Here is a 23,335-nt window from a genome sequence, read left to right on the forward strand (position 1 = left end):
ATACAAAAAAGGCGCTTACCCATTGGGTTAAGCGCCTTTTGTATAATAGCGATTGTTACTGCTAATACAATTCAGACTGACCATTTGGCCTTGTTTTTAAAAACTTCAAAAACCACATGTATTGCTCAGGGTAAGCAATAATGACTTGCTCCACCATCTTATTAAGCGCGATGGCCTCATTATCCTTGCCCACCATATCTTGCTCATCAACTGCAGGCATTAATGTTAAGTTGAATTGATATTTCTCGGTGTCATAGCCAATCTTTACAGGAATAACCCTCGCCTTACCTGCCTGTGCAAGACGGCCAACCACTGGCAAAGTAGCTTTTTCAGTTCCAAGTAAAGGCGCAAAAACACTTTGTTCGGGCCCTAAGTCTTCATCTGGTAAGTAAAAGAAACTGTTATCTTGACGTAATTCACTTATTAACGCGCGTATACCCGCTTCTCGCATGTAAACCCGCCCTTTTTGACTACTACGTAGGCGATTACTAAACCAGTTAAACAAACCGTTTCTGTGGGCTTTCGCCATTGTTACCATTGGCAATGCTAAATTTAATCTAATCCCGGCATAATCAATCGGCCAAACATGAGGCATAATAAAGATAATGGGTTGGCCCGCGTCCCTCGCAGCTTGTACATGTTCATAACCAGCTATCGTCACTCGACGTTTAATATGCTCATTCGACCTAATCAAAAGCTCAGCTTGTGACAACAAGGCTAAAACAAACATATCTACGTTTGCTTTAATTAGCGACTCAACTTCATCAGCAGACTTTTCAGGAAAACACGTTTGAATATTAATCCGTGCCACTTGAATAGGTTTTTTAGCAATTCGCATCACTAACTTGGCCAGTAAACGAGAAATGGGATCACGTACTCTGGCAGGTAAGATGCCAAAAATAAATAAAACAGCAATTGCTAACCATGAGCCCCAATATCGTGGGTGAAGTAAGGAAAGAGTGAACCGACGATCGAAATGTTTTGCTTGTCTAGCCAAAAGAAACCTCAGAGATTACAACAACACGAACAAAAAACGATATAAACAAAAGGAATGTTTCAACGTCATATAATACCAATTATATGATTCCAACGGCACACATTTTAACGCCATTCACGACAATCGTTGACGTTTTGCTAAATATACAAACAAAAAAGCCACTCTTCAGAGTGGCTTTTACAACGAAAGCGAAATTATTTCTTAGCCGAGTTAGATTCTTCTACTCGAGTTTTCAGCTTTTGTCCTGGACGGAAAGTCACAACACGACGGGCTGAAATCGGAATATCTTCACCAGTTTTTGGGTTCCTTCCCGGTCTTTGATTCTTATCGCGCAGATCAAAGTTTCCAAAGCCAGATAACTTGACCTGCTCACCACTTTCAAGAGCTTCTCTAATTTCTTCAAAGAAAGACTCAACCATCTCTTTGGCAACACGTTTGTTAATGCCCAGCGTTTCAAAAAGATGTTCTGCCATTTCGGCTTTGGTAAGTGCCATACTTTTAATCCCTCAACGATGCGTTGAACTCGGTCTTAAGTGCAGAGACAACTGAATCAACTGTTTCAGTAATGTCTTTTTCTTCAAGTGTACGAGTAATGTCTTGTAATGTAAGTGCGATTGCTAAGCTCTTTTTGCCAGCCTCTACACCTTTACCTCGGTATACGTCGAACAAGTTTAAGCCAACCAACTGATTTTCGCCAACTTTTCTTATCAAATTCATAACATTAGTTGCAGAAACTTCTTCATCAACAACAACAGCAATATCACGTCGATTTGCAGGAAACTTAGATACAGTCTGGGCTAGCGGCAAACTGGCATGCAGTAAAGCGTCCAGTTCTAACTCAAAAATAATTGTTTTGCCATTGAGTCCAAAAGGCTTTTCCAAACTAGGATGGACAGCACCAATGATACCAATAACTTGATTATTTCGTAGTATTTCAGCACATTGCCCTGGGTGAAGAGCAGAATGTGTTGCACTTCTAAAAGTAAATTCAGAAGTTGAAACTGTCAAGCCGATAATTGATTCTAAATCACCTTTTAAATCAAAGAAGTCGACAGTTTTTGAGTCCATAGACCAATGTTCGTCATTTTGAACACCAGAAATTACCGCACCAATCATTGGTTCTTGTCTAACACCAGAATCTGCTTTGGCATCAGGTACAAAGCGTAAACCCGTCTCGAATAAACGCACTCGACCTTGTTGACGACTTTGGTTATAGCCTACTGACGTTAATAGTCCAGTGAACATAGATAAACGCATTGCTGACATTTCTACTGAAATAGGGTTCGGTAGAATCATCGCTGGCGCGTCAGGATGAACAAGGTTTTGCTGTTTAGGATCAACAAAGCTATACGTCACTGCCTCTTGGAAACCACGAGCGACTAGCACATTACGTACTTTACGTAATGAAATATCAGCTTCTTTGTGATCAGACATGGTTAACGAAGCAACAGGCGCAATATTCGGGATATTGTTGTATCCATAAATCCGCGCAACTTCTTCAATCAAATCTTCTTCAATCGCCATATCGAAACGGTAAGTTGCAGTAACAACGTCCCATGTGTCTGCTTTGGCAGTCACGGTGAAGCCTAAACGTTCAAGGATTTCAGTCACATCAGTATCAGGGATATGATGACCTAAAATCTTATCTAGTTTGCTACGACGAAGCGTTAAGTTAACCGGCTTAGGTAAATTTGCTTCTGTAACAGCTTCTTCCACAGGGCCAGCTTCGCCGCCACAAATATCTAATACAAGGCGAGTAGCACGATCCATTACTTTGTGTTGTAGTTCTGGGTCAACACCACGCTCAAAACGATGTGAAGCATCGGTATGTAGACCTAAGCGGCGTGATTTACCCATGATCGCAAGCGGAGCAAAGAATGCACACTCTAATAGGATATCTTGAGTCTTCTCAGTCACACCTGTTTTTTCGCCGCCAAACACACCAGCCAACGCTATAGAACCACTGTCATCAGCAATAACTAAAGTGTCATCAGGTACAGTCACTTCATTGCCATCAAGCAATGTCAGCTTTTCTACACCATCACTTAAACGTACTTGAATCGCACCAGTTAGCGTTGCTAAATCAAAAGCATGCATTGGCTGACCGTACTCAATCAAGACGTAGTTGGTGATATCAACGATTGGATCAATTGAGCGAATACCACTACGGCGTAATTTTTCTTGCATCCATAATGGGGTTGCTGCAGCAAGGTTAACATTCTTAACCACACGACCTAAGTATCGAGGACACGCTTCATCAGCAATAACATTAATAGCCACTTTATCGTCGATTGTTGCTGTCACAGCTTCCCATGTAGGCTCTGTTACAGTCTCACGATTTAATACACCAACTTCACGAGCAAGACCTGCCATACCAAGACAATCAGCACGGTTAGCCGTTAAATCTACATCAATAACCGCATCGTTAAGATCTAGGTATTCACGCACATCTTTGCCAATAGGTGCATCTGTTGGTAATTCGATAATGCCATCACTTTCGATGTCGATACCTAATTCACCGTACGAACACAACATACCAAATGATGGTTGGCCACGTAATTTAGCTTTTTTGATTTTGAAATCGCCAGGAAGCACTGCGCCTACCATAGCAACCGCAACTTTTAATCCTAAGCGGCAATTAGGTGCGCCACAGACGATGTCGATAAGTTCTTCATCACCTACGTTAATTTTTGTTACACGTAATTTGTCTGCATCTGGGTGTTGGCCACATTCAAGCACTTCACCCACAACGACACCACTAAACTCACCCGCTACTGCATCTACGCCATCTACTTCAAGACCTGCCATAGTGATTTGGTGAGATAAGTCTTCACGGCTTACTGTTGGGTTAACCCATTCACGAAGCCAAGATTCACTGAATTTCATCTGTTTATTGCTCCGTTATTTGAATTGCTTAAGAAAACGTAAATCGTTTTCGAAGAAGGCACGTAAGTCGTTAACGCCGTAACGCAGCATCGTTAAACGCTCAACACCCATACCAAAAGCAAAACCAGAGTATTTTTCAGGGTCGATACCGACACTGCGAAGCACATTAGGATGTACCATGCCACAACCTAATACTTCTAACCATTTACCGTTTTTACCCATTACATCAACTTCAGCTGATGGCTCAGTGAACGGGAAGTAAGATGGGCGGAAACGCACTTGCAAATCTTCCTCGAAAAAGTTGCGTAAAAAGTCATGTAAAATGCCTTTAAGTTCCGCAAAATTAACTTTTTCATCCACTAACAAGCCTTCAACTTGGTGGAACATTGGCGTATGAGTCTGATCGTAGTCATTACGATAAACACGGCCTGGAGAAATAATACGTAATGGTGGTTTTTCATGTTCCATCGTGCGGATTTGAACACCTGAAGTCTGCGTGCGTAGCATGACTTTAGGGTTAAAATAAAAGGTATCGTGATCGGCACGTGCAGGATGATGTTCTGAAATATTTAGTGCATCGAAGTTATGGAAGTCATCTTCAATTTCAGGACCATTCTTAACTGAGAAACCAAGTTCACCAAAGAAAGTTTCGATACGTTCGATAGTACGTGTGACAGGATGAAGTCCACCCATCTCAATTGTACGACCGGGTAACGTCACATCGATTTTTTCAGCGATAAGTTGTGCTTCTAATTCCGCAGATTTTAAGCCTTCAATGCGTGCAGAAAGTTCTTTCTGTACAGCTTGTTTAGCTTGGTTGACTGCTTGTCCAAAAGCAGGCTTTTCTGCTGGGCTTAAGCTGCCCATTAATTTCATCATGTCAGTGATTTTACCTTTCTTACCAAGGTAATCGACACGGATATCATCCAATGCCTTTAGATCACTGGCCTTACCTATCACTTCTAAGGCTTGTTCTACGATCTCAGTTAACTGCTGCATTATATCTTCCACTGCATTCTTGCATATCAAATGCGTTAGGGCGCCTAAGGTTCAGGCGACATTATTAGTCTTAGTGTTAAAGCACGCTTTACACTTAGAGCATGGGGTTAAAACAAAAGATGGAATTTTACGTGAGCTAGGTTAATTTTACTAGCATTTATTACAATTTAAGCCAGTAAAATTGAGTATTTATACGCTTTTAGCTCATCAAGTCATGTATATGTTTAATGGATTGTATTGACACATAAATCTCACATCAAACTTAAGCAATTCACAACAGCCTCTATCTTGACTTCACCATAAAACATGAGCAAAAAGCCAGCAATTTATAATCCAACTAAAGTTTACCGAACAAGATCCGATATACATTAGTAGCGAGTCATATTATGTAGAGGCGTACATGAAAGAAGTAAAATTTAGATGGATTGACCAATTTTTAATAAAACTAACAATAAAGGCAAAATTCACCATTTTGGCTATGGTGCCAATTTTACTGATTTTGTTACTTACGATAGCGTTAACCACTAGTTTTAAAACGACGTTAGCAGAAGCAGAAATAGATGAAGCTATCGCGCTCAATAACACTTATAACCACGCTGTAGAAGTCGCACTAGACTTGCTTAATGAAGAACAAAAACAAACCTTTTTATCAAATATCAACGGCAATAGTAGCGCTGTCAATGTTTCATCATTAGGCCACCAAGCTCAACAAATGGCGCGTCAAGGTGGTGGCTCTATTGAAACAGCAGCTGGATTTGAAGTGCTGAGTAACATTAATAATCACGATATTGTCATCACCACATTAATCCCTCATAGCAATATAGAAGAAAAAGCAGGTAAAAATAATAGCTTAGCCTATACTTTAACCGCTGTAATCATCATCATCATTTTGCTTTTTTCTTACTATATTTCAACCTTCATTGGTGGTGCATTGTATACCACAGTAATGGCATTGAGACGCGCAGCAGACGGTGACTTGAGTAGTCGATTAAACTTTTTTGAAGTACCTGATGAGTTTAGTTTATTAGCAATTAGTGTCGATACGTTAGTAGACAGACAACATAAACTTGTCCTACAAATGTCGCAGGCAACAGAGCAAATAAGGCAAGTTGTACAATCGTTTAGAGCAACTGCTGAGGACGGTCAAACAGTTGCAGTGAATCAGCGTCAACATTTAGATTCATTAGCGACTGCGATGGAAGAAATGACAGCAGCAGTAAAAGAAGTTGCCCGTAACGCAGAGCAATCGTCATCAGAGACACAAGAAGCAAATAATCAAGTTACCGCAGGCTCTGAAGACATTGCCACAACGGTGCAAGCCATTGATTTATTGTCAACAGAAATTGCTGACGCATCTGATGCTGTTAATGTATTAAATGATAACGCCAGTAAGATTGATGCTGTTGTTACAACAATTAATGCTATTTCTGAGCAAACCAACCTACTCGCTCTGAATGCCGCAATTGAAGCAGCAAGAGCCGGAGAGCAAGGAAGAGGCTTTGCTGTCGTTGCTGATGAAGTCAGAACACTTGCAGGTCGCACGCAATCTGCAACAGTTGAAATCAAAACCATGATTGAAGCATTACAGTCTGGCTCACAAAACCTGACTCAAGTGATGTCTCGCACCGTCGACCAGGCTGAAGAAGGCAAGAAACATGTACTTCAAACAGGTGAGGATTTAGCAAGTATTGCTCATCACAGTGGTAAGGTATTTGAAATGAGTGTGTTAATAGCCACTTCTGCAGAGGAACAATCAGCAGTAGCAAACGAAATTGCATCAAACTTGATGGAAATCAGGAACCAGTCTCATAACGTTGAAGAAGCGGCCAATATGTCCGTGTCTGGTTGTGATGAACTTAATCGCACCGCTGAAGCGTTAGATAAGTTGATGATAGGTTTGAAAGTTTAACACCTCATAATTTGATAAAACGTCTTTAACAAAGCCTTCAATTAAAAAGAACTTTATAAAAAGCACCATAAACGAACAAGCGCGTTAACAATTCAGTTAACGCGCTTTTTATGTCGAACGTAAATAATGACCGTTAACGGTTTTTTTCAAGTCTTGCTAACAAACTTGAGGTATCCCAACGGTTACCTTTCATTGCTTGTACTTCTGAGTAGAATTGATCAACTAATGCAGTCACTGGTAAATGGCTGCCATTTTTACGCCCTTCAGCAAGTGCAATGCCTAAATCTTTACGCATCCAATCAATAGCAAAGCCAAAATCATATTCACCCTGCCACATGGTTTGGTAACGATTTTCCATTTGCCAGCTTTGCGCAGCGCCTTTGCTGATCACCTCTACAACTTTTAATCCATCAAGCCCTGCACTTTTAGCAAAATGTAATCCTTCGGCTAAGCCCTGAACCACACCCGCAATACAAATTTGATTAACCATTTTTGTTAATTGACCGGCCCCGACTTCACCTAAAAGCTCAGCACAACGACTGTAGGCATCAATAACAGGTTTGACTTGTTCGAATACGTTTTGTTTTCCACCCATCATCACAGTCAACACGCCATTCTCAGCGCCAGCTTGACCGCCAGATACAGGTGCATCCATAAACTCGATATTTTTACTTGCTAATATGGCCGAAATATCTCGAGCAACATCAGCTGAAGCTGTCGTGTGATCAACTAAAATAGCGCCATCAGCAATACCATGAATAACACCATTTTCGCCAAGAATAACTTGTTTTAAGTCTTCGTCATTGCCAACACAAGTAAATACGATGTCTTGATCTTCTGCGGCTAACTTGGGTGTCAACGCTAATTGGCCAGTGTAATCTTTAGTCCATTGCTCTGCTTTGGCCGTAGTACGATTATAAACCGTCACTTGATGCCCCTGTTTTACCAGATGCCCCGCCATTGGATAACCCATTACACCTAAACCAATAAAAGCGACCTTTGCCATACCTTTCCCTTATCATTGTTATTTATGAGATGAAAACGTATTGATTGTAACCTTTAAAGCGCTGGTTTTACATGGGCTTCCATTTCTGCGCCAATGCGTTTACGCATGTCCATCAATCTTAGTGCAGAATCTCGTAACCGAATGTCATCCTCAGTTTCCGGGATCCATTCAGGTACGGAAGTCGGTTTACCGTCATCGTCTACTGCAACCATAATCACAATACAATGAGTCGTTAAGTGACGTTCAGGTTCTTTAGGATCGCCAGCTTTTACATCAATACCTAAATGCATAGAAGATGTGCCGGTATAAATAACTTTGGCGCTGACTTCAACAATATTACCCACATGAATCGGTTTTACGAACCTGATACCGCCTGCATAAACAGTAATACAGTATTTACCGCTCCAACCTGCTGCGCCTGCATAGGCTGCCAAATCAATCCATTTCATCACGGCGCCACCATGGACTTTGCCGCCAAAATTGACATCTGCTGGCTCTGCTAAAAATCGTAATGTAATTTCTCTGTCTACTCCGGCCATTATGCCTCCTAATTTTATGCACTGTCGCCAGTTTACGATATTTCTAATCAGAAGTGGTTAAAAACGCCTAAGTTTAAATAAATATCTCGATTGAATGAATAATTATAATTTAAACCGCAATAAATCAAACATTCTTCATTTTAATTCTGAAAGTGAGGCCTATGAGTAAAATAAACTTAAAAACGGTCGTTATAGAAAAAAGCAGGCCAAAAAAAAGCAGTAACCAGAGTTACTGCTTATTCACACTTTTAATTAAAGTAACACACTCACTTTGCACGCTTTACGCATCGCCTTTTTTAAATAAAAGCGAACCGTTGGTGCCGCCAAAGCCAAATGAATTACATAATGCATAGTCAAAACGATGCGCTTTAGCAGTGTGAGGCACAAAATCTAAATCACAATCTTCATCCGGATTATCAAGATTAATGGTTGGCGGTACGATTTGATCTCGTAAAGCAAGAATGGTCACAATGGCTTCTACAGAACCCGCAGCACCGAGCAAGTGGCCTGTCATAGATTTAGTGGAGCTGACTAATAAATTATAAGCATGTTCACCAAATACTGACTTAACTGCTGCAGCTTCTGCTTTATCTCCAGCAGGAGTTGAAGTGCCATGGGCATTGATGTAACCCACTTTTTCATTGTCAATTTGCGCATCATTGATGGCATTTTCCATTGCTGCTGCAGCGCCTGCACCATCAGCTGGAGGTGATGTCATGTGGAATGCATCACCACTCATGCCAAAACCAACTAACTCAGCATAGATTTTTGCACCACGTGCTTTGGCATGTTCGTATTCTTCCATAACCATTACACCAGCGCCGTCACCAATAACAAAACCGTCACGGTCTTTATCCCATGGGCGACTTGCTGCCGTTGGGTCATCATTGCGTGTTGATAATGCTTTTGCTGAACCAAACCCGGCAACAGCTAATGGACAAGTCACATCCTCTGCGCCGCCAGCAACCATGACATCTGCATCACCGTAGGCGATTGTACGTGCAGCAAAACCGATATTGTGGACACCTGTCGTACAAGCTGTTGTTACAGCAAAGTTCGGGCCTGTCATACCATATTTTATTGATAAGTGACCTGAGATCATATTGATAATGGTACTCGGCACAAAAAATGGAGACACTTTACGAGGACCAGACTTTAATAATGCGGCATGGTTTTGTTCGATTAATGGCATTCCGCCCATTCCCGCACCAATCGCGGTACCCACTCTTGCAGGGTTTTCTTGTGACATATCCAAACCGGCATCGTTCATGGCTTGAATACCAGCAGCCATACCATATTGGATAAATAAATCCATTTTGCGTGCATCTTTGCGTGATAAGTACTGTTCGACGTCAAAGTCTTTTACTGAACCGCTGAAACGAGTTCCGTATTCAGATGCATCAAATTTAGTTATGGGTGCAATACCACTTTTACCCGCTAATAAAGACTGCCAAGAAGTATCAACATCGTTACCCACTGGAGTAACTAGTCCTAGGCCTGTAATCACGACACGACGTTTAGACACAGTATTCACCTTTGAAATAAATAGGCATAAGCCAAATAAAGATAATTGGTTAATCCATCACCAACAAACAAGGTTAATTGGGCAGATAAGAATCGAGCAGAAGGATTAACGCGTTGAAAATAAGTCTAGTCGAAAAAAATCGACTTCAGAAACAAAAACAGGCGGCATAAATGCCACCTGTTTTTGTAAATCTGGGATTACTGATTCTTTGAAACGTAATCGATCGCTGCTTGAACAGTAGTGATCTTTTCAGCTTCTTCATCAGGGATCTCGGTGTCAAACTCTTCTTCTAGAGCCATAACCAATTCAACAGTGTCCAGAGAATCTGCACCTAAATCGTCTACGAATGATGCAGCTGATTTAACGTCTTCTTCTTTAACGCCAAGTTGCTCAATGATGATTTTCTTTACACGTTCTTCGATGTTGCTCATTAGTTTTCTTTCCTATTCAAATTACACACTTGCGTAAGATTGCGAGTAGTTTATTCGATCCAGCTGACAATGCAAGCTTAGTTTTCGTGGTCTAACCACGAAAATTATCATACTTTGATATCAAACGAGATTCAATAAAGTCGTTGCCATAAAAGGCGATTAAACCATGTACATTCCGCCATTTACATGCAGGGTTTCACCTGTTATGTAAGCAGCTGAGTCAGATGCCAAGAATAAAACAGCATTAGCAATTTCTTGTGCTTGTCCTAAACGTTCCATTGGAACTTGAGACATAATGGCTTGTTGTTGCTCTTCATTTAGCTCATCAGTCATATCAGTTTGAATGAAACCTGGTGCAATAGCATTAACTGTTATTTGACGAGATGCAACCTCTCTAGCAAGAGATTTTGTAAATCCGATCAATCCAGCTTTTGCCGCAGAGTAATTTACTTGCCCTGCATTGCCCATTGTACCTACAACTGAGCCAATATTAATAATGCGGCCATTACGTTTTTTCATCATAGAACGCATAACAGGTTTAGATAATCTAAACAGTGAAGTCAAATTGGTGTCAACGATATCTTGCCACTCATCATCTTTCATTCTCATCAATAAATTATCACGAGTAATACCCGCATTGTTAATCAGAATATCAACATCACCGGCTTTTTCTTTGATCTGGGCGAATAATTGCGCAACTGACTCACTATCGGTGACGTTTAAAACTAAACCATGACCTTTATCACCAAGGTAATCTTGAATTGCTGCAGCACCTTTCTCACTTGTTGCTGTACCAATAACTACAGCGCCAGCTTCAACCAGAGTTTCTGATATAGCGCGGCCGATACCACGGCTTGCACCTGTAACTAAAGCTACTTTGCCTGTTAAATTCATGCTAATGCTCATGTCTTTTCCTTATTGGATTAAAGCAGATAAAGACGCAGCATTATTCACAGCTTGCCCCTTTAACGATTTATTTATTCTTTTTGTTAACCCTGTTAGTACCTTTCCAGGTCCCATTTCAACAAGTTCAGTAACACCTTGAGAAGCAATAAACTCAATTGTTTCGCTCCAGCGCACTGGGCAATATAATTGGCGTACCAACGCATCTTTTATATCTGACTCTGACGTAGGAGCAGCAACATCAACGTTATTGATAACATTTATCGTTGGCTCATTAAACGTAATAGCTTCAAGTGCAGCAGCAAGCTTTTCTGCCGCAGGTTTCATAAGCGCACAATGTGAAGGCACACTCACAGGTAGTGCAACAGCCATTTTAGCACCAGCAGCTTTACATGCTGCTGCAGCTCTTTCAGTTGCTTCTTTTTCACCAGCAATAACCACTTGGCCTGGGCTGTTAAAGTTTACCGGACTGACGACTGCACCATTGGCAGACTCTTCACAGGCTTTTGCAATTGAATCGTTATCAAGCCCAATTACAGCAAACATTGCCCCTGTTCCCGCAGGAACCGCTTGTTGCATTAATTGGCCACGCAGCTCAACTAATTTCACTGCATCTTCAAATGCTATTACGCCACCGCAAACTAGCGCTGAGTACTCACCCAAACTGTGACCTGCTAGTAATGCAGGCTTAGCTGCACCACTTGCTTCATACGCACGCCAAATAGCAACACTTGCTGTTAATAAAGCAGGTTGAGTTTTATCTGTTTCATTAAGTTTTTCAGCAGGGCCATCTTGTGTTAACGCCCATAAGTCGTAACCTAAAACCGCACTTGCTTGAGAAAAAGTTTCTGTGACAATGGGAAATTCAACCGCAAGATCAGCTAACATGCCAACAGCTTGTGAACCTTGTCCAGGAAAAACGAAAGCCATATTTTCCATTATAATTATTACCTTTTTTCGTTCATGAAAAATGAAATAGAACTTCACCAATACTATAAATAAAAAGACACAGAAATCTATGTCTTTAGGTGTCTAGTAGCTTACTGGTGATATTACAAAAAATCTAGAATCTTACTAATGCACTACCCCAAGCAAATCCGCCACCGAATGCTTCAAGCAATATAAGCTGACCACGTTGAATTCGACCATCTCTTACTGCTTCATCCAATGCAATAGGCACTGATGCAGCAGAAGTATTGCCATGCTTTGCTAAGGTCAATACGACTTTGTCTAAACTCATATCCAACTTTTTAGCTGTTGCTTTGATAATTCTGAAGTTAGCTTGATGAGGTACTAACCAATCAATCTCAGATTTATCGATATTGTTAATTCGCAAGGTTTCAGTTACAACATGTGATAGCTGAGTGACAGCAAATTTGAATACATCATTCCCTTTCATTGTCATGAAGCTAACGGCTTCTGACGACTCTGCTGCTCTTGGTGGGAATGAACACTTTAATAAATCGCCCTGACGGCCATCTGCATATATGTGCGTTGAAATAATACCGGGTTGTTCACTTGCACCAATCACGGCAGCACCAGCGCCGTCACCAAATAAAATCACTGTGGTCCTATCTTCAGGATCACACAGACGTGATAACACATCAGCACCTATGACCAATACTTTCTTTGCTGCACCGGTTTTAACAAACTGATCAGCTACAGATAATGCATAAACAAAGCCTGAACACGCAGCGGCAATATCAAAAGCAGGAATGGTGTGAATGCCTAATAATTTTTGTATTTCACATGCGGCAGCAGGAAAAGCATTACTTGCGCTCGTAGTACCACAAACAATCATATCAAGCTCACTGGCCTCAACACCGGCCATTTCTAATGCCTGTAATGCTGCTTGATACCCCATCGTGGTCACAGTTTCATCTTCAGCAGCAATGCGGCGTTCAGATATTCCTGTACGCTCCACAATCCATTGATCTGAAGTTTCAACCATTTTTTCTAGATCGTGATTACTACGAACTTGCACCGGTAGATAACTACCAGTTCCGAGAATTTTTGTATGCATATAATGAGATCAGTTATTGATGTCTAAAAGAATCGTCTCCAAACGATCTTTAATCATTTCTGGAAGACGACGTTTCGCTTCTGTAGCAGCTAAATTAATTGCTTGTAAATATGCTGCTTCATCTGCATTTCCGTGACTCTTTACTACTATTCCGCGCAATCCTATCAGACTTGCACCATTATAGTGGTCGGGGTTCATCTTACTAAGCACAGATTGTATACGTGGAGCGAGGAGTTTAGACAACATCCGAACGAATAAACCTTGCGTTAAGCCTCGTTTTAACTGATGTACGAGTAACTTCGCTATTCCTTCAGAAGTTTTTAAAGTGATATTGCCGACAAATCCATCACAAACAATGACATCAACATTTCCAGTGAATATTTCATCACCTTCAATAAATCCAGTGTAATTGACTTGCTCGGTATCAATTAAGTATTGAGCGGCTTGTTGAACTTGATCATTTCCCTTAACGTCTTCTATTCCGACATTAAGTAATGCAATTTTGGGTTTGGCACGTTTATGGACAGCTTCACATAAAACAGAGCCCATGACAGCAAACTGAAAAAGGGTTTCAGAATCACAGGACACATTAGCGCCAAGATCTAATAGATATACAGGCTTACCTGTAACAGCAGGCAAACAACTCACTAAAGCGGGTCTATCAACACCCGGTAAGGTTTTGAGTAATATTTTAGCGAGTGCCATTAAAGCACCTGTATTACCCGCACTCACACACGCTTGTGCCTTGCCGTCTTTAACAAGTTCTAATGCAAGACGCATAGAACTTTGTTTACGAGAACGAATGGCATGAATAGGCCTATCACCCATGGTGATAACTTCAGTGGTATGAACAATTTGAATGCGTGCACGAATGGCACTGTCAATCTCAACTAAAAAGGGATCAATCTCGGCTTGATTGCCTACAAGAATTAATGATAGTTGGGAATTGAATTTAAGTGCCTGCAAGGCTGCAGGCACTGTGACGGAAGGGCCATTATCGCCCCCCATCACATCCAACGCGAGCGTCAGATCCGTCATAAGATTAGCAACAAATTACTTGTTGATAACCTTTTTACCGCGGTAGAAACCATCAGCAGTCACGTTGTGACGTAGATGTAATTCACCGCTAGTAGCGTCTACAGATAATTGAGCAGTGCTCAATGCATCGTGTGAACGGCGCATGCCGCGCTTTGAACGTGATTTTTTATTCTGTTGTACAGCCATTTGACTTGTCTCCTAGATTACTTGCTCTTCAGTTTTTCTAACACTGCAAACGGATTTGGACGCTCCTCTTGAGAGGGCTCGATTTCGCCTACAGCTATGTCACTTGTTCCTAGATTGCAATCAGCATTCTGATGCATAGGAATAATTGGCATAGCGATTATCAATTCATCTTCAATCAACTGATGCAGACGAACTTCACCAATTTCATTGCACTCAATCGGCTCATACGCATCCGGGAGCTCATCGATTTCTTCTTGAGTCTTACAAGGACTAAAGGAGAAGTCGACCGTAACCTCTGTGGTATATGGTGTCATGCAACGTTGACATAGCAGAGTGAGCTCCGTCACAGCCTTCCCGCTAAGGTAGACTATCCCCTGAATATCGACGCCACATTCTAACGACACTGTCACATCGGAACAATCGCCAGCACATAACTCGTTTAATCGCTTATTCTGTCTGCCTGGCACAATGCCTTCATAACGAAGACCACTGGCAGCAGTTCGAATAGGATCAATTGATACTGGTATCTTTACTGTTTGCATAAGGCGCGCATATTATAGTTTGAAAACGCTAGAGTCAAAGGAAATTTATCCAAATTGCGGTTAAATACATAACCAAACAAAATGAACGATTAACTAAAACGCCAACATTAAAATTGATCGAAGCGAAATATTACCTGTGACCGCGAGCGATCACAAGCGTGATCCGACTAAATTTACTGCATTTGAACGCAATTTTGACTTAATATAGTCGCAATTGGACAAATAGACGAATCGCACCCCATGAATACAAAAATCATCTTAGCTTCAACATCCATTTATCGCAAAGAAATCCTCAGTAAATTGCAGCTTCCATTTGACTGTATTTCACCTGAAACAGACGAGACAGCACTAGAGAATGAAACCGCTGAAGAGTTGGTATTAAGACTAGCAAAAGCCAAGGCTCTCGCAGGGGCTAAACTATATCAGCAAACAAGTCAGACAAACGATGAGGCACTGGTCATTGGTTCAGATCAAGTAGCCGTTATTAATGGCAATATTATCGGTAAACCACTGACACGAGACAATGCAATCAAACAATTACAACAAGCTTCAGGTCAAGCTATCACCTTTTATACTGGCCTTAGTGTCATTAATAGCGATAGTTTACAAGCCCATTCCATCGTAGAACCCTTTACTGTTCACTTTAGGCAGTTAACCCTTGAAGAAATCACTCGTTACGTAGAGCTTGAGCAACCGTTATATTGTGCAGGAAGTTTTAAGTCTGAAGGCTTAGGAATTGCACTATTTGACAAATTAGCTGGTGATGACCCAAATACATTAATTGGTTTGCCGTTGATTAAGCTTATCGGTTTGTTAAAACGCCATGGATTAGACGTTCTGACATCTCAATAAAATACACAAATGATTTTTTACTAGGAAACCCAACCCCTTCTAGAAGATTACAAGGCCGGTATAAAAGCTTAATTAACCAAGAAATAGATAATAAAAAGCCGCAGATTGAGCTGCGGCTGATAGAAGTATGTTTTGCAACCGTCGACGAATTTTTGTGAAAGAGTCGACTTATATATGCAACAGAATATCTTGCGGCGAATTAACTGTATTTGTCGGTGACTGGGTTAGTAAATCTTCTAGGCTATGGGCGCCATAAGTCACTCCGATACTATTCACGCCAGCATTATTAGCCATCGCAATATCTAATTTTGAATCACCTATCATTACCGTTTTACTTGGACAGATGTCCAATTCTTCAAGCAATGAAGTAATCATAGATGGATGCGGTTTAGATTCCGCCTCATCAGCCGAACGTGTTGCAATAAAATAATGACCTAAGCCTGTCTCAGTACGCATACGGTCAAGGCCTGCTCGGCGTTTACCTGTCGCGATAGCAAGCGTCTGCCCATTGGCTTTAATCTGTGAAAGCACTGACTCAATACCATCAAATAAAGGCGAAGGCGTCGCGTTAATATTCATATAATAGTTTTTATAAGCTTCAAGCAATGCATCATATTGTTCAGGATTGTCAGGAAATAATTTTTCCATCGCTGGTAATATAGACAATCCAATGATGTCTCGAACTTGTTGCTCTGACGGCACAAGTAAATTCAATTCTTTAGCAACACATTGCATGCAATCAACAATCTTACCAATTGAATCCATTAATGTGCCATCCCAATCAAAAATCACTAACTCATACTGCTTAATTGTGTCTTGATTCATGCGCGTTTCAGCTTTTCTAATGTTGATTGTAATACGTCATCTAATGGCGCTTTCACTATTTTGACTTCATCATTCTCTGGATGAATGAATTTAAGTTCTGCCGCATGCAAAAATAGACGATTTAACCCTTTTTCGCGCATTGCATCATCAAATTTTTGTTCGCTATATTTATCATCACAAGCGATAGCATGGCCCGCAAATTGACAATGAACACGGATTTGATGAGTACGGCCAGTGACAGGGCTTGCCTTTACAAGGGTACAACCTTGATAACGCTGCATGATTTTGTAACGAGTTTCAGAAGGCTTCCCCTCTTGATTCACACGAACAATGCGTTCACCAGACTTAAGAGTAATTTTTAACAGCGGCGCTTTAACGACTTTATCTTTCGCTTGCCAATCACCACGCACCAACGCCAAATAATCTTTTTGCATGGTTTTTTTACGTAACTGATCATGCAAATGCTTTAATGCACTTCGCTTTTTAGCGATGAGGAGAACCCCTGAGGTATCTTTATCCAGACGATGTACTAGTTCTAAAAACTTTTGCTGTGGACGCAAAGAGCGTAAGCCCTCAATCACACCAAAATCCACACCACTGCCACCGTGAACTGCAATCCCAGCCGGCTTATTTAATACGATTAAGTGATTATCTTCATGAATAATGCGTTGTTCTAGCTGAGTCACTTTAGATAATTTAGGTGACGGCGCTGTTCGGTAATCTTTCTCAGCCATTCTGACTGGTGGAATACGAACCACATCATCAATTTGTAATTTGTACTCAGGTTTAATGCGTTTTTTGTTAACTCTAACCTCGCCCTTTCGCACAATACGATAAATCATGCTTTTAGGGACACCTTTAAGTTTGGTTAGTAAAAAATTATCAATGCGTTGCTCAAAATGATCTTCATCAATGGTGACCAACTGAACTTTCGTGGGAGTTTCTGTATTCATGATGCGCCTATAGTAATTACGAGGCACATTGTACCCTAAGTTTTGCTTGGATGGGACAATAAGAATGTATGGTTTTTATTGCTGTATAAATTGTTTATTGCTATATTTGCGCTGTGATTGAGGATAAACAGTGAATAAATTGTTCACAAGCTCAAATCATTACGGTGTTTTTTCAGTAGAATTCATGAGCACGACAGGTAGCAAGTCATTGATTTGCAAATTGTAAACATCACAATTCGATTAGTATCGTTTTTACAGTTAAACCGTCTGCTTAATCATTATTTACTAAGTTTTCCTGAAAACCTACGCCCCCCTATTCGAACAAATTTTAGCTTGTTATCAAACAGACAGATTCGTCTTGGGCATTACCGGAAAAGAAATTTAAATTTATGGGGTTTGTTGGCGATTAACAACGAATTCCTTGTTTTTGTAATTATTAAAAAATAAGCCATAAATAGGTCGCGACACGCAGCGAATGCGTCTTACAGCAATGCGCCCCTAACTTGCCTAAAAACCAGCCGTGAGGCTTAGTGAACAACAATTTTAGGCCCGTAATGCAACGAAATCTCGACGTTTGATGACCTTATTAGAAGAATTAAGTCATCATGAAACGTATGTTAATTAATGCAACTCAATCGGAAGAGTTGCGTGTTGCCCTAGTAGATGGGCAACAATTGTATGATCTGGATATCGAAAGCCCAGGCCATGAACAAAAAAAATCAAATATCTATAAAGGCACCATTACTCGCGTAGAACCTTCATTAGAAGCTGCGTTTGTTGATTACGGCGCTGACCGTCACGGTTTCCTTCCATTAAAAGAAATCGCTCGCGAATACTTCCCTAAAGGATACTCTTTCCAAGGCCGCCCAAATATCAAAGAAGTGGTATCTGAAGGCCAAGAAGTTATCGTTCAAATCGATAAAGAAGAACGTGGCAATAAAGGCGCTGCCTTAACAACGTTTATCTCTCTTGCTGGCTCTTATTTAGTTCTGATGCCAAATAATCCTCGTGCTGGCGGCATTTCGCGTCGTATCGAAGGTGATGAGCGTACTGAGCTTAAAGCGGCTATGTCAGAGTTAACTGTACCAAATGGTATGGGTCTGATTGTACGTACTGCTGGTGTTGGTAAAGATGCTGCTGAATTAAAGTGGGACTTAAAAGTTTTACAACACCACTGGGAAGCAATTCAAGAAGCAGCTCAGAGTAAACCTGCGCCATTTTTAATTCATCAAGAAAGTAACGTGATTGTTCGTGCAATCCGTGATTACTTACGTCGTGACGTGGGCGAAATACTAATTGACCATCCACGTATCTATGAAGAAGCAAAACAGCATATTGGTTTAGTACGCCCTGATTTCGTTGAACGTGTTAAGCGTTACGAGTCTGAAGTACCATTGTTCACACACTTCCAAATCGAATCTCAAATTGAGTCCGCATTCCAACGTGAAGTGCGCTTGCCTTCTGGTGGTTCAATCGTAATTGACCCAACGGAAGCACTAACTTCAATCGATATCAACTCAGCCCGTGCAACAAAAGGCGGCGATATCGAAGAAACAGCGTTAAACACCAACTTAGAAGCGGCAGACGAAATTGCACGTCAATTACGTTTACGTGATTTAGGCGGTTTAGTCGTCATCGATTTCATTGATATGACGCCAGTTAGACACCAACGTGAAGTTGAGAATAGAATGCGTGATGCGGTTCATTTAGACCGCGCTCGTGTCCAGCTTGGCCGTATTTCACGTTTTGGCTTAATGGAAATGTCTCGTCAACGCCTACGCCCTTCTCTTGGCGAATCAGCAGCGCATTTATGTCCCCGCTGTCATGGCCAAGGTACAATTCGTAGTACTGAGTCATTAGCGCTTTCTATTCTTCGTTTAATGGAAGAAGAAGCCATTAAAGAGAACACGTCTCAAATTGAAGCTGTTGTTCCTGTTGATGTTGCTGCGTTCTTATTAAATGAAAAACGTAAAGCAATTCGCATTACAGAAGAACGTCACAATGTTGAAGTATATGTCATTCCTGATTCTCACATGACAACACCTGACTACCGTGTATCTCGTTTAAGAAGCGACGATGAAGTCGTTGAATCAAGCTACAAGCGTGTAGAAAAGCCTGAAGCTAAATTATACGAGCCTCGCAAACTTGAACGTGCTGAAGCGCCTCAACCAGCGATTAAAGGTTTCGGTACGCCGAAAGCAGCAGCAAAACCTGCTGTAGAAGCAAAACCAAAAGCAACGGAATCAGCGCCGTCAGAGCCTGGTTTCTTCGCTAAAATGGTTTCTGCTATCAGCAAGCTATTCTCATCAGATGAACCTGCTAAGAAAGAATCGAAGCAGTCTGATAAGAATCGCAAAGAAGGTCAAAATAATCGCCGTAACCGTCGTAATGACTCTCGCCGAAATGACAACCGTCGCAACCGTAACGATAACCGCAGTGATAATCGTAATGATGCTGACAACAAAGGCAGAGACAACAAAGGCCGTAATAAGAAGGCTGACAGAGATGTTGCAAATAAAGAGCAACAAGAAAAACGTCAGTCTAAAAACGACCAACGTAACAAGGCTAACAAGCCTGCAGATAAGTCTCGCCCAGAAGGAGAGAAGTCTCCTAAGCAAGAAGCTGCAAGAGAGCGTCGTCAACGTCGTAATATGCGTCGTAAAGTTCGTATCGAGAACGAACAAAGTGAAGCAAAACTAAATGAAGTTGAAGTAGCTGAAAATGCTAAATCTGCTGACGTAACTGCAAAGCCAAATGCGGAGCAATCAGCTAAACCAACACGCACTCGTCGCCCAAGGAAAGACAACAAGGCGAAAGTTGAAACTGAAGCGAATGCTGAATCTGTAGCTGCTAAACCCTCATTAGATGCCACGGTATCTAAAGTTGAAGCCAGCGCAGAAGTTCCAACTGAAACCACTGTTGAAACTAAGGTTGAGCCAAAAGCTGAAACTGTTGTTGAAACAACTGACGTTGTAGCTGCAACAAATAATGCAGCCTCTGAAGCAACTGCTCCTGCTAAAGTTGAATCATCAGACGCTTCAGATGAAGCAACCTCAGAAGACAACGAAGAGAAACAAGGTCAACGTCGCAGCCGTCGTAGCCCACGCCATCTTCGTGCAGCTGGACAACGTCGTCGCCGTGATGAAGATGAAACAGCACCTTCTGCAGCCGTATTTACGCCTGTAGATGAACTAGAAAAGCAACTTGATGCTGAACAAGCTGCAGTAGAAGTCACTACAGAGCCAGCTCCTGCTGTTGAAGCTCCTACTTCTCAAACTGTAGAAACTGAAACACCAGCTGTGACTGACGATAAAGTTGAAGTTACGCAAGAAGAAACGTCAACTGACACTCAAAAAGTTGTCGAGGCTTCAGAAAAGGTTGAGACGCCTGTTGAATCAGCTAGTGAAGTTGAATCAACTAGTGAAGTTGAAGTGCCAGTCGAAGCACCTGTAGCTGAAACTGCAGACGTTATCGAAACAGCACCGCAAGCTGAAACATCAAACAATGCAGTTAAACCTACCGAAGTTGAAGCTAAGGTTGAAGTTGAAGCTAAGGTTGAAGTTAAGGCTGAGCCTGCAAAAGCTGAGGCTGTAAAAACTGAACCAGTAAAAGCTGAAACAGTAACTAAAGATAATTCAATTGCATCAGCACCAATGGCTAAGCCTGCTGCAATCGAACGTAAAGTGGTTACCGCACCAGTTGCTACCGAAACTAAAACAGAAGCGAAAACTGATGCACCAGCTAAAAAACCTGCTGCTAGTCGCTTTGGTTCAATGGTAATGTCAGAAACAACTAAACCTGTATCTGAAGTGCGTCAGCAGCAAGCTGTACCAAAAGGTCGTGAATACCAAAAATCACAACCTGATGCTGAAACGGTAAAATCAAAAGTAGCTAACAGTGCATCTTCTGATACCACTAAAGCATAAACTCAAATACTGAGCCTAATATAGGCTCCTTAAAAACCACGCTAAATAGCGTGGTTTTTTTTTGAGTCTACGTTGGTCAAATATAGTAATTAAACTGAATTAAGCTTAAATTCAGGTTTAGTGAAGCATTAAATTTTGTTAACATACGCACACTTTAATTTTCAAACACTTCAATTGTTTTCAGAGGCTAAATGTTCGATCTACTACGTCATAAAACCAGCAGTAGCAAAGCAGATATTCTATCTGGTTTAACTGTTGCTCTTGCGCTTATTCCAGAAGCTGTTGCTTTTGCATTCGTCGCACAAGTTGAACCTATGGTAGGTTTATACGCAGCCTTTATTATGGGGTTAATCACTGCTGTAATTGGTGGTCGTCCAGGAATGATTTCTGGTGCAACCGGTGCAATGGCTGTTGTCATGGTATCACTAGTTGTTGAACATGGCGTTCAATACCTATTTGCGGCGGTCGTGCTGGCGGGGATAATTCAAATATCTGCAGGTATATTTAAACTCGGTAAATTTATCCGTATTGTACCGTACCCAGTGATGATCGGATTTGTTAATGGTCTCGCTATTGTGATTTTCTTAGCACAACTTGGTCAATTCCAAGTTAAAGATGCTGCAGGCAACATGGTATGGCTAGGTCAAGAGCCGTTAATGATAATGCTTGGCTTAGTTGCTTTGACCATGGCAATTATTCATTTTTTACCAAAAATAACCACAGCTATCCCCTCTTCATTGGTGGCAATTTTAACAGTAACCGCATTAGTTGTTGGACTAGACTTAGATACACGCAATGTACTCGACTTCTTGAAAACAATGAGTGGTGATGAGCAAGCCACTATTGCTGGCAGCTTACCAAGCTTCTCAATTCCGAGTGTGCCGTTTACCTTAGAAACCCTTTATATCATTTTACCTTATGCCTGTATTTTAGCGGCAGTTGGCTTAATCGAATCGTTACTAACCTTAACGGTAATCGATGAAATGACAAACAGCCGTGGTCGTGGTAACAAAGAATGTGTTGGTCAAGGTGTGGGTAACATTACCAGTGGCTTCTTTGGCGCAATGGGCGGTTGTGCGATGATTGGTCAATCAATGATTAACATCAACTCTGGTGGTCGTGGCCGTTTATCTGGTATCACAGCTGCACTAGCTTTACTTGCGTTTATTCTGTTTGGTGCTGCGTTCATCGAAATCATTCCACTTGCCGCATTGGTCGGTGTAATGTTCATCGTGGTATTAGGCACGTTTGAGTGGGCAAGTTTTAAAGTCATGCGTAAAGTACCTAAGCATGATGCTTTTGTTATTGTGTTAGTGACAACGGTAACCGTATTTACTGACTTAGCCTTTGCTGTGTTTGTTGGTGTTATTGTGTCTGCACTTGTATTTGCATGGGAGCACGCTAAACACATCAACGTTGAAACCAGTACCGATGCTAACGATTGGAAAGTCTATAAACTGAATGGCCCGCTGTTTTTCGGCTCAGTTTCAAACTTCTTAGAGTTATTTGATGCTGCTGGCGATCCTGAAGATGTGATTGTGGATTTCCAAAACTCACGTGTTGCTGACCACTCAGCATTAGATGCTATTGATACCTTGGCTGAGCGTTATGTTGCTGCGGGTAAACGACTGCATTTAAGACATTTAAGCCCTGACTGTAAAGAGTTACTACATAAAGCGCGTGACTTAGTTGAGATTAATGTTATCGAAGATCCACACTACAAAGTCGCAGATGATGCACTTGACTCATAAAATACGTTAGCCATTTAAAGCTAATTGTCTAGTCCTAAAATAGG

General features: G+C 41.3%; 20 protein-coding genes. 4 read left to right on the plus strand and 16 right to left on the minus strand.

Annotated features, from left to right (window positions below; genetic code table 11):
* Window positions 1-61: 61 nt before the first annotated feature.
* From lpxM to pheS, 4 genes are all read right to left on the minus strand, one after another.
* Window positions 62-997, minus strand: a complete 936-nt coding sequence (gene lpxM, locus AB4128_RS02460; RefSeq protein ID WP_080915538.1) for a lauroyl-Kdo(2)-lipid IV(A) myristoyltransferase — start codon at window positions 995-997, stop codon at window positions 62-64.
* A gap of 194 nt (window positions 998-1,191) precedes the next feature.
* Complete coding sequence (ihfA, locus tag AB4128_RS02465) at window positions 1,192-1,491, minus strand: integration host factor subunit alpha (protein WP_055024430.1); 300 nt, start codon at window positions 1,489-1,491, stop codon at window positions 1,192-1,194.
* A 4-nt stretch (window positions 1,492-1,495) separates the two neighbouring features.
* Window positions 1,496-3,883 carry a phenylalanine--tRNA ligase subunit beta gene (gene pheT / locus AB4128_RS02470; RefSeq protein ID WP_372036663.1) on the minus strand — a complete coding sequence of 796 codons (2,388 nt, stop codon included), beginning with the start codon at window positions 3,881-3,883 and terminating at the stop codon, window positions 1,496-1,498.
* Between the two features lie 15 nt (window positions 3,884-3,898).
* A complete protein-coding gene (gene pheS / locus AB4128_RS02475; RefSeq protein ID WP_055024428.1) occupies window positions 3,899-4,882 on the minus strand; it encodes a phenylalanine--tRNA ligase subunit alpha in 984 nt (327 codons plus the stop codon).
* 400 nt (window positions 4,883-5,282) lie between these two features.
* Here pheS and AB4128_RS02480 point away from each other — a divergent pair, with 400 nt between their 5' ends.
* Window positions 5,283-6,791 (plus strand): methyl-accepting chemotaxis protein, encoded by a 1,509-nt coding sequence (locus AB4128_RS02480; protein WP_372036664.1) that lies wholly within the window; start codon window positions 5,283-5,285, stop codon window positions 6,789-6,791.
* Between the two features lie 133 nt (window positions 6,792-6,924).
* Here the strand turns inward: AB4128_RS02480 and AB4128_RS02485 are convergent, their stop codons facing one another.
* The 10 genes from AB4128_RS02485 to yceD form a co-directional block, all read right to left on the minus strand.
* On the minus strand, window positions 6,925-7,797 hold the full coding sequence (locus AB4128_RS02485; RefSeq protein ID WP_282166820.1) for an NAD(P)-dependent oxidoreductase: 873 nt from the start codon (window positions 7,795-7,797) through the stop codon (window positions 6,925-6,927).
* A gap of 53 nt (window positions 7,798-7,850) precedes the next feature.
* Window positions 7,851-8,336: an acyl-CoA thioesterase gene (locus tag AB4128_RS02490; RefSeq protein WP_055024425.1), complete on the minus strand. Its 486-nt coding sequence runs from the start codon at window positions 8,334-8,336 to the stop codon at window positions 7,851-7,853.
* A gap of 280 nt (window positions 8,337-8,616) precedes the next feature.
* Window positions 8,617-9,861: a beta-ketoacyl-ACP synthase II gene (fabF, locus tag AB4128_RS02495; RefSeq protein WP_372036666.1), complete on the minus strand. Its 1,245-nt coding sequence runs from the start codon at window positions 9,859-9,861 to the stop codon at window positions 8,617-8,619.
* Between the two features lie 197 nt (window positions 9,862-10,058).
* A complete protein-coding gene (acpP, locus tag AB4128_RS02500; protein WP_011496723.1) occupies window positions 10,059-10,292 on the minus strand; it encodes an acyl carrier protein in 234 nt (77 codons plus the stop codon).
* A 159-nt stretch (window positions 10,293-10,451) separates the two neighbouring features.
* Window positions 10,452-11,186: a 3-oxoacyl-ACP reductase FabG gene (gene fabG / locus AB4128_RS02505; RefSeq protein ID WP_200913369.1), complete on the minus strand. Its 735-nt coding sequence runs from the start codon at window positions 11,184-11,186 to the stop codon at window positions 10,452-10,454.
* 21 nt (window positions 11,187-11,207) lie between these two features.
* Window positions 11,208-12,134: an ACP S-malonyltransferase gene (gene fabD / locus AB4128_RS02510; protein WP_372036668.1), complete on the minus strand. Its 927-nt coding sequence runs from the start codon at window positions 12,132-12,134 to the stop codon at window positions 11,208-11,210.
* Window positions 12,135-12,258: 124 nt separating this feature from the next.
* Window positions 12,259-13,218, minus strand: a complete 960-nt coding sequence (locus AB4128_RS02515) for a beta-ketoacyl-ACP synthase III (protein WP_055024421.1) — start codon at window positions 13,216-13,218, stop codon at window positions 12,259-12,261.
* 9 nt (window positions 13,219-13,227) lie between these two features.
* A complete protein-coding gene (gene plsX, locus AB4128_RS02520; protein WP_055024420.1) occupies window positions 13,228-14,256 on the minus strand; it encodes a phosphate acyltransferase PlsX in 1,029 nt (342 codons plus the stop codon).
* Between the two features lie 15 nt (window positions 14,257-14,271).
* Entirely contained in the window at window positions 14,272-14,442 is a 171-nt protein-coding gene (gene rpmF, locus AB4128_RS02525; RefSeq protein WP_011496728.1) for a 50S ribosomal protein L32, read from the minus strand.
* Between the two features lie 17 nt (window positions 14,443-14,459).
* Complete coding sequence (yceD, locus tag AB4128_RS02530) at window positions 14,460-14,984, minus strand: 23S rRNA accumulation protein YceD (protein ID WP_055024419.1); 525 nt, start codon at window positions 14,982-14,984, stop codon at window positions 14,460-14,462.
* 240 nt (window positions 14,985-15,224) lie between these two features.
* On the opposite strand from yceD, the gene AB4128_RS02535 reads away from it, so the two are divergent.
* Entirely contained in the window at window positions 15,225-15,836 is a 612-nt protein-coding gene (locus AB4128_RS02535) for a nucleoside triphosphate pyrophosphatase (RefSeq protein WP_372036671.1), read from the plus strand.
* Between the two features lie 168 nt (window positions 15,837-16,004).
* Here the strand turns inward: AB4128_RS02535 and AB4128_RS02540 are convergent, their stop codons facing one another.
* A complete protein-coding gene (locus tag AB4128_RS02540; RefSeq protein WP_372036673.1) occupies window positions 16,005-16,661 on the minus strand; it encodes an HAD-IA family hydrolase in 657 nt (218 codons plus the stop codon).
* Window positions 16,658-17,614, minus strand: coding sequence for a 23S rRNA pseudouridine(955/2504/2580) synthase RluC (gene rluC, locus AB4128_RS02545; protein WP_055024417.1), 957 nt, complete (start codon window positions 17,612-17,614; stop codon window positions 16,658-16,660). Before rluC ends, AB4128_RS02540 begins: the two co-directional genes overlap by 4 nt.
* Before the next feature lie 605 nt (window positions 17,615-18,219).
* Between rluC and rne the strand changes: the two genes are divergently transcribed.
* Both rne and AB4128_RS02555 read left to right on the plus strand, forming a co-directional pair.
* On the plus strand, window positions 18,220-21,540 hold the full coding sequence (gene rne, locus AB4128_RS02550; RefSeq protein WP_372036675.1) for a ribonuclease E: 3,321 nt from the start codon (window positions 18,220-18,222) through the stop codon (window positions 21,538-21,540).
* A gap of 191 nt (window positions 21,541-21,731) precedes the next feature.
* Complete coding sequence (locus AB4128_RS02555) at window positions 21,732-23,291, plus strand: SulP family inorganic anion transporter (protein ID WP_055024415.1); 1,560 nt, start codon at window positions 21,732-21,734, stop codon at window positions 23,289-23,291.
* The last annotated feature ends 44 nt before the right edge of the window (window positions 23,292-23,335 follow it).

This window comes from Shewanella sp. 10N.286.52.A9 (assembly GCF_041468985.1).
GTDB lineage: Bacteria > Pseudomonadota > Gammaproteobacteria > Enterobacterales > Shewanellaceae > Shewanella > Shewanella japonica.